This is a genomic window from Aureimonas sp. Leaf427, assembly GCF_001425485.1.
In the GTDB taxonomy this organism is placed as follows: Bacteria; Pseudomonadota; Alphaproteobacteria; order Rhizobiales; family Rhizobiaceae; genus Plantimonas.
In genome coordinates, this window is sequence record NZ_LMQW01000010.1 from 21,522 (window position 1) to 36,763 (window position 15,242).

The 15,242-nt window shown below is 69.3% G+C and carries 13 protein-coding genes; 3 read left to right on the plus strand and 10 right to left on the minus strand.

Annotated elements, in window-relative coordinates; all coding sequences use genetic code 11:
* Nucleotides 1–31: 31 nt before the first annotated feature.
* From ASG62_RS07795 to ASG62_RS07805, 3 genes are all read right to left on the minus strand, one after another.
* Nucleotides 32–1,645: an ABC transporter substrate-binding protein gene (locus tag ASG62_RS07795; protein ID WP_056699420.1), complete on the minus strand. Its 1,614-nt coding sequence runs from the start codon at nucleotides 1,643–1,645 to the stop codon at nucleotides 32–34.
* A gap of 257 nt (nucleotides 1,646–1,902) precedes the next feature.
* On the minus strand, nucleotides 1,903–3,279 hold the full coding sequence (locus tag ASG62_RS07800) for an aspartate aminotransferase family protein (RefSeq protein ID WP_056699423.1): 1,377 nt from the start codon (nucleotides 3,277–3,279) through the stop codon (nucleotides 1,903–1,905).
* 14 nt (nucleotides 3,280–3,293) lie between these two features.
* A complete protein-coding gene (locus tag ASG62_RS07805) occupies nucleotides 3,294–4,139 on the minus strand; it encodes a GNAT family N-acetyltransferase (RefSeq protein ID WP_056699427.1) in 846 nt (281 codons plus the stop codon).
* Nucleotides 4,140–4,449: 310 nt separating this feature from the next.
* Between ASG62_RS07805 and ASG62_RS07810 the strand changes: the two genes are divergently transcribed.
* Together ASG62_RS07810 and ASG62_RS07815 are read left to right on the plus strand one after the other, a co-directional pair.
* Nucleotides 4,450–5,118 (plus strand): haloacid dehalogenase type II, encoded by a 669-nt coding sequence (locus ASG62_RS07810; protein ID WP_056699508.1) that lies wholly within the window; start codon nucleotides 4,450–4,452, stop codon nucleotides 5,116–5,118.
* An 11-nt stretch (nucleotides 5,119–5,129) separates the two neighbouring features.
* A complete protein-coding gene (locus tag ASG62_RS07815; protein WP_056699429.1) occupies nucleotides 5,130–6,407 on the plus strand; it encodes an NAD(P)/FAD-dependent oxidoreductase in 1,278 nt (425 codons plus the stop codon).
* Nucleotides 6,408–6,492: 85 nt separating this feature from the next.
* Here the strand turns inward: ASG62_RS07815 and ASG62_RS07820 are convergent, their stop codons facing one another.
* The 6 genes from ASG62_RS07820 to argE all read right to left on the minus strand — a co-directional run bounded on the left by ASG62_RS07820 (nucleotide 6,493) and on the right by argE (nucleotide 13,144).
* On the minus strand, nucleotides 6,493–7,956 hold the full coding sequence (locus tag ASG62_RS07820; protein ID WP_056699432.1) for an NAD-dependent succinate-semialdehyde dehydrogenase: 1,464 nt from the start codon (nucleotides 7,954–7,956) through the stop codon (nucleotides 6,493–6,495).
* A gap of 17 nt (nucleotides 7,957–7,973) precedes the next feature.
* Nucleotides 7,974–9,017 carry a tartrate dehydrogenase gene (locus ASG62_RS07825; protein ID WP_056699435.1) on the minus strand — a complete coding sequence of 348 codons (1,044 nt, stop codon included), beginning with the start codon at nucleotides 9,015–9,017 and terminating at the stop codon, nucleotides 7,974–7,976.
* 133 nt (nucleotides 9,018–9,150) lie between these two features.
* On the minus strand, nucleotides 9,151–10,614 hold the full coding sequence (locus ASG62_RS07830) for an aldehyde dehydrogenase family protein (RefSeq protein WP_056699512.1): 1,464 nt from the start codon (nucleotides 10,612–10,614) through the stop codon (nucleotides 9,151–9,153).
* A 108-nt stretch (nucleotides 10,615–10,722) separates the two neighbouring features.
* Nucleotides 10,723–11,073, minus strand: coding sequence for a cupin domain-containing protein (locus ASG62_RS07835; RefSeq protein WP_056699438.1), 351 nt, complete (start codon nucleotides 11,071–11,073; stop codon nucleotides 10,723–10,725).
* Between the two features lie 26 nt (nucleotides 11,074–11,099).
* Entirely contained in the window at nucleotides 11,100–12,023 is a 924-nt protein-coding gene (locus ASG62_RS07840; protein WP_056699440.1) for a 2-hydroxyacid dehydrogenase, read from the minus strand.
* Nucleotides 12,020–13,144 carry an acetylornithine deacetylase gene (argE, locus tag ASG62_RS07845; protein WP_056699444.1) on the minus strand — a complete coding sequence of 375 codons (1,125 nt, stop codon included), beginning with the start codon at nucleotides 13,142–13,144 and terminating at the stop codon, nucleotides 12,020–12,022. Before argE ends, ASG62_RS07840 begins: the two co-directional genes overlap by 4 nt.
* A gap of 386 nt (nucleotides 13,145–13,530) precedes the next feature.
* Here argE and ASG62_RS07850 point away from each other — a divergent pair, with 386 nt between their 5' ends.
* Nucleotides 13,531–14,433, plus strand: a complete 903-nt coding sequence (locus tag ASG62_RS07850) for a GNAT family N-acetyltransferase (protein WP_056699447.1) — start codon at nucleotides 13,531–13,533, stop codon at nucleotides 14,431–14,433.
* Nucleotides 14,434–14,599: 166 nt separating this feature from the next.
* On the opposite strand, the gene ppa is transcribed toward ASG62_RS07850, so the two are convergent.
* Nucleotides 14,600–15,142: an inorganic diphosphatase gene (gene ppa, locus ASG62_RS07855; RefSeq protein ID WP_056699450.1), complete on the minus strand. Its 543-nt coding sequence runs from the start codon at nucleotides 15,140–15,142 to the stop codon at nucleotides 14,600–14,602.
* Nucleotides 15,143–15,242: the final 100 nt, after the last annotated feature.

Genomic DNA, 15,242 nt, shown 5'->3' on the forward strand with positions numbered 1-15,242 from the left:
CGGGACGGACCCGGCGGTTCGAGACCTCTCCTCAGGCTTCGAGCCAGACGTGCTCGGCGAAGGCGTAGCCCATCATGCCGCCGAGCGGGTTCGGCTGGAGCCCCTTCAGCTTGGCCGAGGTCGCATCGACATTCGACAGGAAGGCCGGGATGATCGTGCCCGCTTCCTCGGCGATCATGCCCTGCATGACGCCGTACATCTCCTTGCGCTTGGCCTGGTCGAGCGATCCGCGGGCCTCGACCAGCATCTTGTCGAACGTCGGCGAGGCGTACTTGCTCTCGTTCCAGGGGGCGTCGGAGGCGTAGAGCAGCGAGAACAGGATGTCCGGCGTCGGGCGCGGGTTGATGTTGCCGAAATGGACCGGCGCCTTCAGCCAGTAGTTCGACCAGTAGCCGTCGGACGGCACGCGCTGCACGTCGAGCTTCATGCCGATCTCGGCGCCCGAGGCCTGCACGATCATGGCCATGTCGATGGAGGAGGCCGCCGCCTCGGAAGTGATGATCGGGATCGACTGGCCGAGGAGACCGGCCTTCTCGAAAAGGAACTTCGCCTTTTCCGGGTCGAAGGCCTTCGCCTTGACCTCGGCGTTGTAGTAGGCGGAGGCCGGCGATATCGGCTGGTCGTTGCCGATTTCGGCAAGGCCGCGCATGACCGATTTCTGGATCTGCTCGCGGTTGACGAGATACTTCATGCCTTCGATGAAGCCGGCCTTCTCGCCGGGGCTCATGTCGAGGCGCATGTTGAGATTGGTGTAGTTGCCGGAGGTCGTCTTGGACAGCGCGACGCCCGGCTGGCTTTCCACGAGGCGGATCGATCGCGGGTTGATCGAGGCGGCGAACTGGATGTCGCCGGACAGAAGCGCGTTGACGCGGGCCGTGTCGTCGGGGATCGCGAAGAACTCGAAGGAGTCGAGATAGGGGCCGGTCTCCTTCCAGTAGTTCGCGTTCTTCACCGCGACCGAGCGCACGCCGGGCTCGAAGACCTCGCAGATGAAGGCGCCGGTGCCGTTGGCCTTCGTGAAGTCGGTCGTGCCCTCCGCGATGATCATGAAGTGGTTCATGGCCAGGATGGTCGGCAGGTCGGCGTTCGGAGCCGCCAGCGTGATCTCGACGATCGAGGCGTCCAGCGCCTTGATGCCGGTCATCTGCTTGGCGATCGAATTCACCTTGGAGCCGACGGCCGGGTCGAGATGGCGGTTCAGCGAATAGACCACGTCGGCCGCTTCCAGCGTCTTGCCGTTGTGGAAGGCGACGTTCTTGCGAAGCTTGACGGTCCAGACCTTGGCGTCGGTGCTCTCGACGCTTTCCGCCAGTTCCATTTCCAGGACGTCGCCGTCTTTGAGGAAGGTCAGGCGGTTGTAGAAGGCGCAGCAGCGGACGTAGTCGGTGGAGAGCGAGGCCTTGGCGGGATCGAGCGTGTCGGCCGTCGAGGCGGAATAGCCGGCCGCCTTCAGCGAGCCGCCGAAAACGGGGGCCGCGGCCAGCGCCGTCTCGGCGCGGCCGAGGATCAGCCCGCCGGCCGCGATGCCGATGCCGCCCAGCATCATCATCTGCAGGAGCTCGCGGCGGTTGGCGCCGCGCTTGATGGCGGTCTCGACCATGGCGTCGTCGCGACGGGTCCAGTTGGTGAAGCGGCTGTCGGTCATCTCGTTCCCCTTGCGTTGACGTCTTGATGGCGAAATCCGGAGCGACGTCCGGATCGAGGTGCCGCGGTTGGGAGCCCTCCGGTCTTTGCGTCCGAGGTCTCGTCTGAAACGGAGTGTGGCAGAGTGCCGCCGTCCGAATATTCGTTAGAAGGACGTCCAGCAGCACAAAATTGCGAAAACGAGTGGCAAGGCGATACGTGCATAACCTTTGGGCATCGCTTCGTAGGATCGCCTTCGCGCGCCGGCTTCGCCTCGGATCACGCCATCGCGGCGCGCACGTCGGGATCGTCCAGCGTCTCGTCCAGCGTCAGGCGCGTGCGCTCCACAATCGCGTCGATCTCCTCGTCCGTGCAGCAGAGCGGCGGGGCGTAGCCGATGATGCCGTTGCCGAAGGCGCGGATGACGAGGCCATGATTCCAGGCGCGGTCGAAGATGCGGCGGGACGTATCGGCAGCGGCCGGCAGGGGCGTCTTCGTCGCCTTGTCGGTGACGAGTTCCACCGCAGCCAGCAGACCGCGCCCGCGGACCTCGCCGACCAGCGGATGGTCGCGAAGGCCGTTCAGACCCGCCATCAGGCGCGCCCCGGCACGACGGCCGTTGTCGAGAAGCCCGTCCTCGTAGAGCCGCAGGACCTCCAGGCCGACGGCCGCGCTGACGGGATGGGCGGAATAGGTCGTGCCGTGGCCGACGGCGGCGTTTCCGGCGCCGTCCGCGATCGTGTCGTAGACCTGGTCGGACAGGAAGACGGCGCCCATCGGCACGTAGCCGGAGGTCAGGCCCTTGGCGACCGTCATCAGGTCCGGCACGATCTCGTCCTCGGTGCAGGCGAAGAGCGGCCCGGTTCGGCCGAAGCCGGTGATCACCTCGTCGGCGACGAAGAGGATGTCGAGCTCGGCGCAGAGATCGCGCATGGCCTTCATCCAGCCCTTGGGCGGCATGATGACGCCACCGGACCCCTGGATCGGCTCGGCATAGAAGGCCGCGACGCGCCCGGGGCCGCCGACCGCCTCGACCTTAGCCTTCAGCGCGTCCAGCGAGGCCGCGATGATCGCGGCATCGTCCATGCCGACCGGGTTGCGATAGGGATAGGGGGAGGCGATCTTGTGCTGCCAGTCGAAGGGCGCACCGAAATGGGCGTGGAAGATCGGGATGGCGGTGAGGCCGGCGCCGACCGTCGAGGAGCCGTGATAGCCCTGCTCGAGGGAGATGAACTGGTCCTTCTCCGGCTTGCCGCGAACGGTCTGGTAGTAGCGGATGAGGCGAACGGTCGAGTCCACGGCGTCGGAGCCGCTCAGCGTGAAATAGACATGGTTCAGATCGCCCGGCGCGCGTTCGGCAAGCTCGGCGGCGAGCCGGATGGCGGATTCCGAGCCGAGGCCGAAATAGGCGGTCGCATAGGGCAGCTCGCGCATCTGCTGGGCGGCGGCTTCCACGATGCTCTCGTGGCCGTAGCCGGCATTCACGCACCAGAGGCCGGCGAAGCCGTCGAGCAGCGGGCGCCCGGCCGCGTCGAACACCGTCGCGCCCTTGGCGGAGGTGATGACGCGCACGCCATGCTTCTCGTGCTGGCGGTAGGAGGCGACGGGATGGACGAGATGGGCGCGGTCGAGCGCCACCAGGGAATTGTTCAGCATCGTGGTCTCCGAGATCAGCCGAGGGCCTGGCTGGCGAGGGCGAAGGTTTGGACAGGGCGTGAGGGCTCTACGGCCACGCCGCCGCGCTGCATGGCGATGCCGCCGCCGACGGGGAGAAGGCCGTGTTCCACGAGGAACGGGCCGAGGCCCCGGCCGACCGCGACGTCGACCCGCAGGAAGGCGCCGGCTCGGTCGGCGAAGAGGAAGCCGAGCAGCGCCTTGGCCTCATCCGCCGTGCGCGCGACGACGGGACCTGCCACCTCGCCCCGGCCGAAGGGGCGCAGAACGGCAAAACCCTCGATGCGTCCGGCCTCCCGCAGGACCGCGAAGCGGCCTTCCCGGGCGAGGCGGGCAAAGAGCGCGCTCCGGTCGAGCCCCGTCGCCTGCGCGTCGAGGGCCGCGAGTTCGGCCGCGACGGTCTCGTCGGCGAAATCGATGTCGGCCGACAGGGCCGGCCGGGCGGGCGCCGAGACAGGCCCCTGGTGCTGGCGGATCTCTCCGGTGGCGGCAAAGCCGAGCTTCTCGTAGAGCGGCCGGCCGTCCTCGGTGGCGACGAGGCGGCAGGATCGCCCGCCCGCGGCCTCGATGGCGAAGGCCATCAGCCTGCGGCCGAGGCCGCGCCCGCGCATGGATTTGTCGACGATCACCATGTTCACCGTCGCGCCCGCCTCGCCGAAGGGCGTCGCCAGGGCCGTGCCGACGACGCGGCCGCCCTCCAAGGCCACGGTGCCGCGGCTCAAGGAAAGGACGAGGGCCCAGTCCTCGCGCCGGTGCGGCCAGCCTTCGGCCCTGGAGAGGTCCACCGCCGCGTCGAGATGGCCATCCTGGAACTCGATGAGTTCGATCTCGGTCGCCTGCATGCGTCCGGTCCCCTGTTCGCTTCGCTGTCGACAGGATTAGACCGGGGCCGGGAGCGGAAGTCGCCGAGCTTGGGGCGGGCGCGCAATCTTCCGCCGTCTCCCCTCCGCCTCGCCGCATCTTATACCGGCGACAGGCCGAGCCGGCGAAGCGAGCCTGCCGCAAACTCTGCGGCGCGCCGGGTCGGATACACAACAATCTGCTTCGAAGGCGCCGTTTGCGGCGATTGGCGCTGGCCGGGGCGATCTAGGATCGCTGCGTCACCAGAGCCCGCGGGAAGCGACGGGCGCCGGAATGAAGATCGAGGCCGCCATGACCCTATTTCGTCCGAAATACATCACCTTCGACTGCTACGGCACGCTGACCCATTTCCAGATGGCCGAAGGCGCGCGCGAGACCTTCGCAAAAGGGCTCGAGGAGCCCGTCCTCGGCGACGTCGTCCGCAGCTTCGCGGCCTTTCGCCTCGACGAGATCCTCGGCGCCTGGAAGCCCTATGCCGATGTGATCCACAATGCGGTCGAGCGCACCTGCAAGCGTCACGGCATCGCCTTCGAGCCCGAGGACGCCCGCGCGATCTACGAGCGCGTGCCGAGCTGGGGGCCGCATCCCGACGTGCCGGCCGGGCTCGCCAAGGTCGCCAAAGAAATCCCGCTGGTCATCCTCTCGAACGCCATGAACAGCCAGATCCACGCCAATGTGGAAAAGCTCGGCGCGCCCTTCCATGCCGTCTACACGGCCGAGCAGGCGAACGCCTACAAGCCGCGCTTCCAGGCCTTCGAGTATATGTTCGACATGCTGGGCTGCGGGCCGGAGGACGTGCTCCACTGCTCCTCCTCCTTCCGCTACGACCTCATGTCGGCGCACGACCTGCGCATCACGAACAAGGTCTGGGTCAATCGCGGACACGAGCCGGCCAATCCCCATTACGGCTATGTGGAAATCCCCGACATTTCCGGCCTTCCCGGCGTCGTCGGGCTCTGAAGGACCGTCCCATGCGCCTTGCATCCTACTGGCACGAGACGGCGACGCCCTTTTCGGGCGCGCGGGCCGGGCCGGCGGAGGGCCATTACGACGTGGCCATCGTCGGCGGCGGCTTCACCGGCCTTGCCGCCGGACGGCGGCTGGCGAAGGAGGGCTCGCGCGTCGTCGTCCTGGAGGCGAAGACGATCGGGGCGGGCGCATCCGGCCGGAACGGCGGGCACGTCAACAACGGGCTCGCCCATTCCTATCTCGCCGCCAAGGCCGACCTCGGCCCCGAGCGCGCCAAGATGCTCTATCGCGCCTTCGACGCGGCGGTGGACACGGTGGAGCGCATCGCGGCCGAGGAGGGCATCGACTGCGCCTTCCGCCGCTCGGGCAAGCTGAAGCTCGCCTCCAAGCCGCGGCATTTCGAGGCGCTCGCCCGCAATTTCGAGGCGCTTCACGCGGAGGTCGATCCCGACACCGCGCTTTTGTCGGCGAGCGAACTCGGCGACGAGATCGGCTCGTCCGACTTTTACGGCGGCATGCTGTCGAAGAAGAGCGCCATGATGCACATGGGCCGCTTCATCGCGGGGCTCGCCGATGCCGCCATCCGGCAGGGCGCCGACATCTTCGAGAGCGCGCCCGTCACGGCGCGCTCGCGTTCGAACGGGCGGCACGAGCTGACGACGCCGAAGGGCACGGTCACGGCGGATGCGGTTCTGGTGGCGACCGGCGCCTACACGCAAGGCCCGTTCGACTATTTCCGGCGCCGCATCGTGCCGGTCGGCAGCTACATCCTCGCGACCCGGCCCCTGACCCCGCCGGAAATCGCCGCGACCGTTCCGGGCGATCGGACCTTTGTCACCTCGCTCAATCTCGGCAACTACTTCCGCCTGACCCATGACGACCGTCTGATCTTCGGCGGCCGCGCCCGCTTTTCCGCGCGCTCCGACCCGAAGGCGGACGAGACCAGCGGCGAGATCCTGAAGCGCCGCCTGGCGGAGATGTTTCCGCATCTGGCCGGCGCGGCCATCGACTATTGCTGGGGCGGCCTCGTCGACATGACCAAGGACCGCTTCCCCCGCGCCGGCGAGGCGGACGGCGTCTTCTTCGCCATGGGCTATTCGGGCCACGGCACGCAGATGTCGGTCCATATGGGCGAGGTCATGGCCGAGGTGATGCTCGGCCGCGCCGACCGCAATCCGGTCTCCGGCCTCGAATGGCCGGCGATCCCCGGCCATAGCGGCAAGCCCTGGTTCCTGCCGATGGTGGGCCTCTACTACAGGATGCTGGACCGGTTTCAGTAGACCGGACGCATCGCTTCGAACGGGACGAGGGCGGGCGCCGGATGGCGCGCCGCCCTTTTTCGTGGGGGAAGGCCGGGCCGGCCCGTCAGCCGAGCCCGCCGATGTGGAAGCTCTTCGTTTCCAGATATTCCTCGATGCCGCATTCGGCGCCTTCGCGGCCGAGGCCGGACTGCTTGACGCCGCCGAAGGGCGCGACCTCCGTGGAGATCAGACCGGTGTTGAGGCCGACCATGCCGACCTCCAGCGCCTCCGCGATGCGCCAGGAGCGCTTGAGGTTCTCGGTGTAGAAATAGGCGGCGAGGCCGAAGGGCGTGCCGTTGGCGAGCGCGATCGCCTCCGCCTCCGTCTCGAAGCGGAAGAGCGGCGCGACCGGCCCGAACGTCTCCTCGCCGGCCAGATCCATCTCGGCCGTCGCCCCGCCGAGAACGACGGGCGCGACGTACTGCCCGCCCTCGGGCATGCCGGCCGGGCGCTGCGACAGGACGCGCGCGCCCTTGGCGAGGGCGTCCGCGACGTGGCGCTCGATCTTGTCCAGCGCGGCCGGGTTGATCATCGGCCCGATATCGACGCCCTCCATCGTGCCGGGGCCGACCCGCATGGCCGAGACGCGCGCCGAGAGCTTCTCGGCGAAGGCGTCGTAGATACCGGCCTGGACGAGGATGCGGTTGGCGCAGACGCAGGTCTGGCCGCCGTTGCGGAACTTCGAGACGATGGCCCCTTCCACCGCGAGGTCGAGATCGGCGTCCTCGAAGACGATGAAGGCCGCGTTCCCGCCGAGCTCCAGGCTGAGCCGCTTGATCGTGTCCGAGCACTGCCGCATCAGGAGCGCGCCGACCTTGGTCGAGCCGGTGAAGGACAGCTTGCGCACGGTCGGATTGGCCGTCAGCTCGGCCCCGATGGCCGCGGGCATGCCGGTGACGATGTTGACGACGCCGGCCGGAATCCCCGCGCGCTCCGCGAGGACGCCGAGCGCGAGCGCGGAGTAGGGCGTGAGGTCGGACGGCTTGACCACCACCGTGCAGCCGGCCGCGAGCGCGGGGGCGACCTTGCGCGTGATCATCGCGGTCGGGAAGTTCCAGGGCGTGATGACGGCGCAGACGCCGACGGGCTCCTTGAGGACGAGGATGCGCCGGTCGGCCGTGGGCGAGGGGACGGTCGAGCCGCCGATGCGCCGCGCGCCTTCCGCGAACCATTTCACGAAGGCCGCGCCGTAGCGGATCTCGCCGCGCGCCTCGGAGAGCGGCTTGCCCTGCTCGGCCGTGAGGATCAGCGCCAGGTCCTCCAGATGCTCCAGCATCAGGTCGTGCCAGCGCTCCAGGAGGGCCGCGCGCTCGGCATGGCTGCGCGCCCGCCAGGGCCGGAAGGCGGCGTCGGCGGCCTCGATGGCGCGGCGCGTATCGGCCGCGCTCGCATCCGGCACGGTGCCGACGGCGCGGCCCGTCGCGGGATCGGCGACCTCGATCGTCGCCCCGCCCGCCGCCGGGCCCCATTCGCCGCCGATCAGCTGGGCGTCCCGGAAGAGGCCCGCATCCGTCAGTCCTTCGATCATCTCGTCCTCTTTCCTCGTCAGTCGAGCGCGTCGAGCACGGCCGCCGCGATGGCATCCGTCCGGTCGCGGCCGGGCACGGTTCCGATGCCCCCCGCGGTCACGGCTTCCATCGCCGCCATGATGCGGGCGGCGGCGGCCCGCTCGCCCAGATGCTCCAGCATCATCGCGCCCGACCAGATGGTCGCCATCGGATTGGCGATGCCCAGATGCGCGATGTCCGGCGCGGAGCCGTGGACGGGCTCGAACATGGAGGGGCTCTTGCGCGTCGGGTCGATATTGGCGGAGGCCGCGAAGCCGAGGCCGCCCTGGATGGCGGCGCCGAGATCGGTCAGGATGTCGCCGAAGAGGTTGGAGGCGACGACCACGTCCAGCGTCCGCGGCGCCATGACCATGCGCGCGGCCATGGCGTCGATGTGGTAGCTCGTGACCTCGACATCGGGATAGTCGGCGGAGAGCTTGGCCGTGATCTCGTCCCAGAACACCATCGAGTGCTTCTGGGCGTTGGACTTGGTGACGGAGGCGAGCTTGCCGCGCCGCTTGCGGGCCTCCTCGAAGGCGAAGCGCAGGATGCGCTCGACGCCCGTCCGGGTGAAGATCGAGGTCTCGACCGCCACCTCGTCCGCCGTTCCCTGGTGAACTCTTCCGCCCGCGCCCGAATACTCGCCCTCGGTGTTCTCGCGGATGCAGAGGATGTCGAAGCCGCCCTCGCGCAAGGGGCCTTCGACGCCGGGCAGAAGCCGGTGCGGCCGCACGTTGGCATATTGCACGAAGGCCTTGCGGATCGGCAGCAGAAGCCCGTGGAGCGAGACGGAGTCCGGCACCTCGGCCGGCCAGCCGACGGCGCCGAGCAGGATCGCGTCGAAGCCGCGCAGCGTCTCGATGCCGTCCGCCGGCATCATCGCGCCGGTCTCCTTGTAGAAGGCGCAGGACCAGGGAAACGTCCGGTCCTCCAGCGCGAATCCGGCGCCCGCCGCCGCTCTGTCGAGAACGGCCCAGGCGGCGTCCACGACCGCGGTGCCGATGCCGTCGCCGGGAATGCGCGCGATGCGATAGGTCTTCATGGAATGGTCCTCATACGGTTTCCGGCCGGTCGCTTCGCGAGCCGGAAACAAGAACCATCGAAAATCTTCGGCCGGAAGGCCAGATGTTCGATGGACGGAATACGGTTTCCCGTCTGATCGGCCCGAAACCGGATCACAGGCCGATCAGGACGCTCTTGGTGCGCCGGTTCGCATGATAGGCCTCGCGGCCGAGATCCTTGCCGATTCCGCTCTGCTTGTAGCCGCCCGTCGGCAGGATGTGATCCCGCGAGCGCCCGAAGCGGTTGACCCAGACCGTGCCGGCCTGGAGCTTTCGCGTAATGCGCACGGCGCGCGAGAGGTCGCGGGTGAAGAGGCCGGCGGCGAGGCCGTAGGTCGGATGGTCGGCCAGCGCCAGGGCCTCCTCCTCGGTGCGGAAGGTCTGGAGCGTGAGAACCGGACCGAAGATTTCCTCGGTGAGGGCGGGCGAGGTTTCGCCGAGCCCGCCGAGCAGGGTCGGGGCGTAGAAATAGCCCGCGCGGTCGAGGCGCGCGCCGCCGGCGAGCCGCTCGGCTCCGGCCGCGACGGAGGCGTCCACGATGGCTTCGATCCGAGCGATCTGCCGTTCCGAGATGATGGGCGAGTACTGCGTTTCGGCATCCCAGGTCGGGCCCGGCCGGATCTGCGCCATGTGCCGGCCGATCTCGGCGACCAGCGCCTGCGCGATGCCCTCCTCCACGATCAGCCGCGTGCCGGCGACGCAGGCCTGGCCGGCATTGGAGAGGATGCTGCCCGCGACCGCCTGCGCGGCCTTGGCGAGGTCCGCATCGGCGAAGACGACCTGCGGGCTCTTGCCGCCGAGCTCCAGCACCATCGGCTTGACGCCGGTGCGCGCGACGTTCGCCATGATCGCCGAGCCGGCCGCCGTCGAGCCGGTGAAGCTCACCTTGCCGATGCCGGCATGGCCGGTGATGGCGTTGCCCGTGGTCGGCCCGTCGCCGAGGACGATGTTGACGAGCCCGGCGGGAAGGCCGGCCTCGACCGAAAGCTCGGCGAGGCGCAGCGTGGAGAAGGGCGTCATCTCGGAGGGCTTCAGCACCACGGCATTGCCGGCGGCGAGCGCCGGCCCGAGCTTCCAGCCCGCCATGGACAGCGGAAAGTTCCAGGGCGTGATCGCGCCGACGACGCCGTAGGGCTCGCTCATGACCATGCCGAGACTGTCGTCGCCGGTCGGCGCCAGCGCATCGCATTCCTTGTCCGCGAATTCCGCGAAGAAGCGGATCTGCTCGGCCGTCACCGCGATGTCGCCGGCCACGAGATGGCCGACAGGCCGCGTGGAGGACAGCGCCTCCAGCTGCGCGAGGGGCTCGGCATGGGCTTCGAGGAGGTCGGCCCAGCGCTGGAGCGCGCGCGTGCGCTCGCGCGGCCGAACCTCGCCCCATCCGCTGTCGCGGAGCGCCTTCGCGCCGGCCGCGACGGCCTCGTCCACCAGCGCGCCGTCCGCCACGGGGCAGTCGGCATAATGGACGCCGTCGGACGGGCGGTGCATGGGGAGCACGCCCCGCGCGGGCACGAAGCGGCCGCCGATGAAATGGCCCTTGGGCAGGTCGATCCGGTCGGGGTCGAAGGAGAGGGTCATGGAGGATCCTGCGAAAGGGTGGTGGCCGCGAGCGTTGAAGCCGCGCATTCGGCGCTCGGCGGAAGGGGACGGGGTGCCGCCCCGCCCGCCGTCTCCGAAGGGCGTTCATTAGACCGTGACGTAGATCTTCCGGACCGTCTCGATCGTGCGCCAGACGCCTGTGAAGCCGGGCTTCATCACGAAGATGTCGCCGGCCTTGAAGCGGCGGGGCTCGTGGCCGTCCTCGACGAGTTCGACGACGCCTTCCAGGATGTGGCAGTACTCGAAGCTCTCGCCCTTGATCGAGCGCGTCTCGCCCGGCGTCGCCTGCCAGACGCCGGTATGCGTGCGCTCGCCCTGCGAGACGTCCTGCGCCCAGGTTTTGAAGCGGGGGTTCCCCGAAATCAGGCGCTCGGGCATGGCCTCGGACTCGCGTGGCGTCGTCGTCGGATCGGTGTTGATGGCGAGAAGAAGCGACATGGGAGGGGTCCTTGGAAAGCTCGGCTTCAGTAGCCGCTGACGGGATCGACGAGGCCGACCGGGTCGAGCCCGGCCTCGTGGCGGCGGATGTTGTCGATGACGGCCCGCGCGGCCGTGACGGGCTGGGTGACGCTCGCGACATGCGGCGTCAGGATCACGCCGGGATGGCGCCAGAGCGGATGACCGGCCGGCAGCGGCTCGGGATCGGTGACGTCGAGCATGGCGGCCGAAAGCCGTCCCGCATCGAGGGCGGCCAGAAGCGCCGGAGTGTCGAGATGGCCGCCGCGCCCGACATGGACGAGGCCCGCGCCTTCGGGCAGCGCGGCGAAGAGCTCGGTGCCGAGGATGCCGCGTGTCTCAGGCGTCAGCGGCAGGAGGCAGACGAGAATGTCCGTCCGGGCGAGAAAGCCGGGCAGGCCGGCGGGACCTGCGAAGCAGTCGACGCCCTCGATCTCGCGCGGCGTTCGGCTCCAACCCGCCAGCGGGAAGCCGAAGGGCTTCAGCCGCTCGATGACGGCCAGCCCGAGCTGGCCGAGGCCGAGCAGCCCGACGCGCCGCTCTCCCGCTTGCCGGGCGGGCCTGGCCGCCCATTCGCCCCGGCTCTGCTGGCGGAGATAGGCCGGCAGATCGCGATGCAGGGCGAGGACGCCGAGGGTCGCGTATTCCTGCATCATGCGGACGATGCCGTCCTCGACCATGCGCACCAGCTTCACGCCCGGCGGCAGCGGCGCGTCGCGGAACTGCTCGACGCCGGCCCCGATGGAGAAGAGGATTTCGAGGTTCCGGTAGCGCGCGATGTCCTTCGGCGCCGTCCAGGTGAGGAGATAGCGCACCGCCTCCGGATCGACGGCGGCGACATCCTGCGCGAAGGGGAGATCCGGCAGCGCGCGGGCGAATTCGGCGGCGAAGATCGCGCCGCGCGCAGCGTCCGAGTTGAAGAGAAAGGTCATGCGGCGAGCCTTTCGCCGAGCGCCACGACGAGCCTCGTCGCGGCCGCGAGTTCGTCCGTCTCGATATACTCGTCGGCTCTATGCGCCCGGGCGATGTCGCCGGGGCCGCAGATGATCGAAGCGATGCCCGCCGCCTGATAGAGCCCGGCCTCCGTTCCGTAGCTGACGGCGGGGAGCGGGACCTCGCCCGTCAGCTCTTCCAGGAGACGGGCGAGCGGCGCGTCCTCGCCGAGCGACAGGGCCGGGTAGTGGCTGAGCACATCCCAGGCGACCGCGAAGCCGCGTGACGACAGCGCTTCGGCCACCTCGCGCACGGGCTGGAGCAGAGCCAGCGGATCGACGCCCGCCACCGCCCTCGCCTCGATCTCGGCGGTGCAGGTCTCGGGGATGACGTTCAGCGCCTGTCCCCCGGCGATCGTGCCGATCTGGAGCGAGGAGTAGGGCGGGGCGAAGCGCGGATCGAAGGGGCCGGCCGCAAGCGCCTCCGCTTGGCGCGCCGCCGCCGCCAGGACCTCGGCCATGGCGTGGATGGCGTTGAGGCCGAGATCGGGCCGCGAGGAATGGCCCGAGCGCCCGCCGATCCCGATCCGCGCGGCGGCCTTGCCTTTGTGGGCCCGGATGGCCTTCAGTCCGCTCGGCTCGCCGACGATGCAGCCTTCCGGCGGTGCGCAGAGGCCGGGCAGCGCGGCGATGAGATGGGGCACGCCCCGGCAGCCGGCCTCTTCGTCATAGGAGAAGGCGAGATGTATCGGCCTCTTCAGCTTCATGGCGCGAAGGCGGGGCAGGGCGGCCAGCACTGCGGCGAGAAAGCCCTTCATGTCGCTGGTGCCGCGCCCGTAGAGCCGGTCGCCGTCCCGCCGGAGCGTGAAGGGATCGGCGGACCAGTCCGCTTCGCCGGCGGGCACGACGTCCATGTGCCCGGACAGAACGACGCCCGGCACGTCGCGCGGGCCGATCGTGGCGAAGAGATTGGCGCGGTCGCCTTCCGGCCCCGGCAGGACCGCAACCTCGGCCCCCGCCGCCTCGCAGACCTCGCGCACGAAGGCCACGATCTCGGCGTTCGGGCGTCCGACGACGGAAGGGAAGCCGACGAGGCGGGCGAGGATCTCTTCCGGTGTCATGGCTGTGCCTCCTGTCCCGCGCCGGCCGGCCACCGGAGGCCGCACGTATCTCGTTGCGCACAGACTAGCGGCCTCACCGACGCGCGATTGCCGAAGGCGGGTCCCGCTCCGGTGGAAAGTTTCGAAAGACCGTCATCTTGAGCAGACTGTACGGCGTGCGATGCGGCAGACTATCGCCGGATGCGTCATAGAGGCCGTCTGACAGGTCCCTCGGGTCGGCCCTGCCGTGCTTTTCCGGCGTCACTTCGTTGCCGATCCTCGCCGATGCCCCCGGCATCGACTGCGTTCGGCGCCTCGTGAGCGCCGAAGAATCCCTCGACGGTCCTCCGCCGGGGACGTCTCAGACGGCCTCCGAGACGCGCTCTCGCGCGGGACGGAAGGGCTCCATGGAAGGGGAGATCGTGACGGCGCCGACCACCATTCATCTGGACAGTTTCGAGCTGACCGCGACCGACATCGCCGAGGTGCCGGTCGAGGTGCTCCATGCCCATTCGATCGGCGTTCGCTGGCCGCACCGGGCGGAGGACTGGCAGTTCCTGCGCAAGGTCGGGCGCGGCATCGTCATGCAGGACGAGATCGGCCGACCCGTCGGCTCGGCCATGTGGTTTCCCTACGAGCGCGACTTCGCCACGATCGGCATGGTCATCACCTCGCCGCGCCTTCAGACCTTCGGCACCGCGCGCTGGATGATGGACCATGTGATGCGCGACGCCGGTCCTCGCACCTTCGGGCTGAACGCCACCAGCGCGGCGCGCCGGCTCTACCTCTCCATGGGGTTCCAGGCGGAGGCGACCCTCTACCAGTGCAACGCCGTTTCCCGGCGCCCGCCGGACGGTCCCCTTCCGCCGGGCGCGACGCTGCGGGGCATCGAGGCGAGCGATCTCCCGGCTCTGGCCGCCCTCGATGCGCAAGCCTTCGGCGCCGGGCGCGCGGCCCTGCTCGCCAAGCTTTTCGAGGTCTCCAAGGGCGTCGCTCTCGTCCGGGACGGGCGCATCGAGGCCTTCGCGCTCTGCCGCCGCTTCGGGCGCGGTCACGTCATCGGGCCGGTCGTGGCGGCAACGGACGAGGACGCGATCGCGGTCGTGCGCCCGCATGCCGCCGATCAGGCCGGCCGCTTCCTGCGCCTCGACACGCGCGAGCGTGACGGCGCCTTCTTCGCCTTCCTCGCCGAATGCGGTCTTTCCGTCTACGACACGGTCACCACCATGGCGCTCGGCGGAACCTGGGTCGGCGCGCCGCGACCGGGGTCGCCGCGAACCTACGCGGTCGCGGCGCAGGCGCTCGGCTGAGGACGGGGACGGGGCGGCGGCTCGAACAGGCTTTCGCGCAGGCCGCGGCGGACGTGAAAAAGCCGCCGGGCTTTTTCGCGGAAGCGTCCGGCGGCTCTGGATCGGTCGTGCATCGGGGCGGAGGGGCCGAGAGCGCAGCTCCCGGCCGTCGATGGTCCCTCGGGCTTTACGCCTTGGCCTTGTCCGCGTCGGCGCGCACGACGGCCTCGTTGATCAGGCGCTTGGCCATGGCGCTGTCGCCCCAGTCGCCGATCTTCACCCACTTGCCGGGCTCCAGATCCTTATAGTGCTCGAAGAAATGCGCGATCTGGTCGAGCGTGATCTTCGGAAGCTGGTCGTATTCCGTCACGGCCTCGTAGCGCAGCGTCAGGTGCGGGGAGGGAACGGCGATGACCTTCTCGTCCTGGCCCTTGTTGTCCTCCATGACGAGGACGCCGATCGGGCGGCAGTTGATGACGCAGCCGGGAAAGAGCGGGCGCGTGTTCATCACGAGAACGTCGATCGGGTCGCCGTCGTCCGACAGCGTGTGCGGAACGAAGCCGTAATTGCCGGGATAGGTCATCGGCGTGTAGAGAAAGCGGTCGACGAAGAGCGCTCCGGCTTCCTTGTCCATCTCGTACTTGATGGGATGGCCGCCGATCGGGCATTCGATGATGACGTTGATGTCTTCGGGCGGGTTGTTGCCGCGGGGGATCGCGTCGATGCGCATGGAATATCCTCGGGGGTGCCGTTTCGACCGGGCTTCTAGCCTTTCGAAGCTTCCCGTGCAATCGAGCGGGCAAAACCGCTTGCCTCCTCGGTTAATCCCG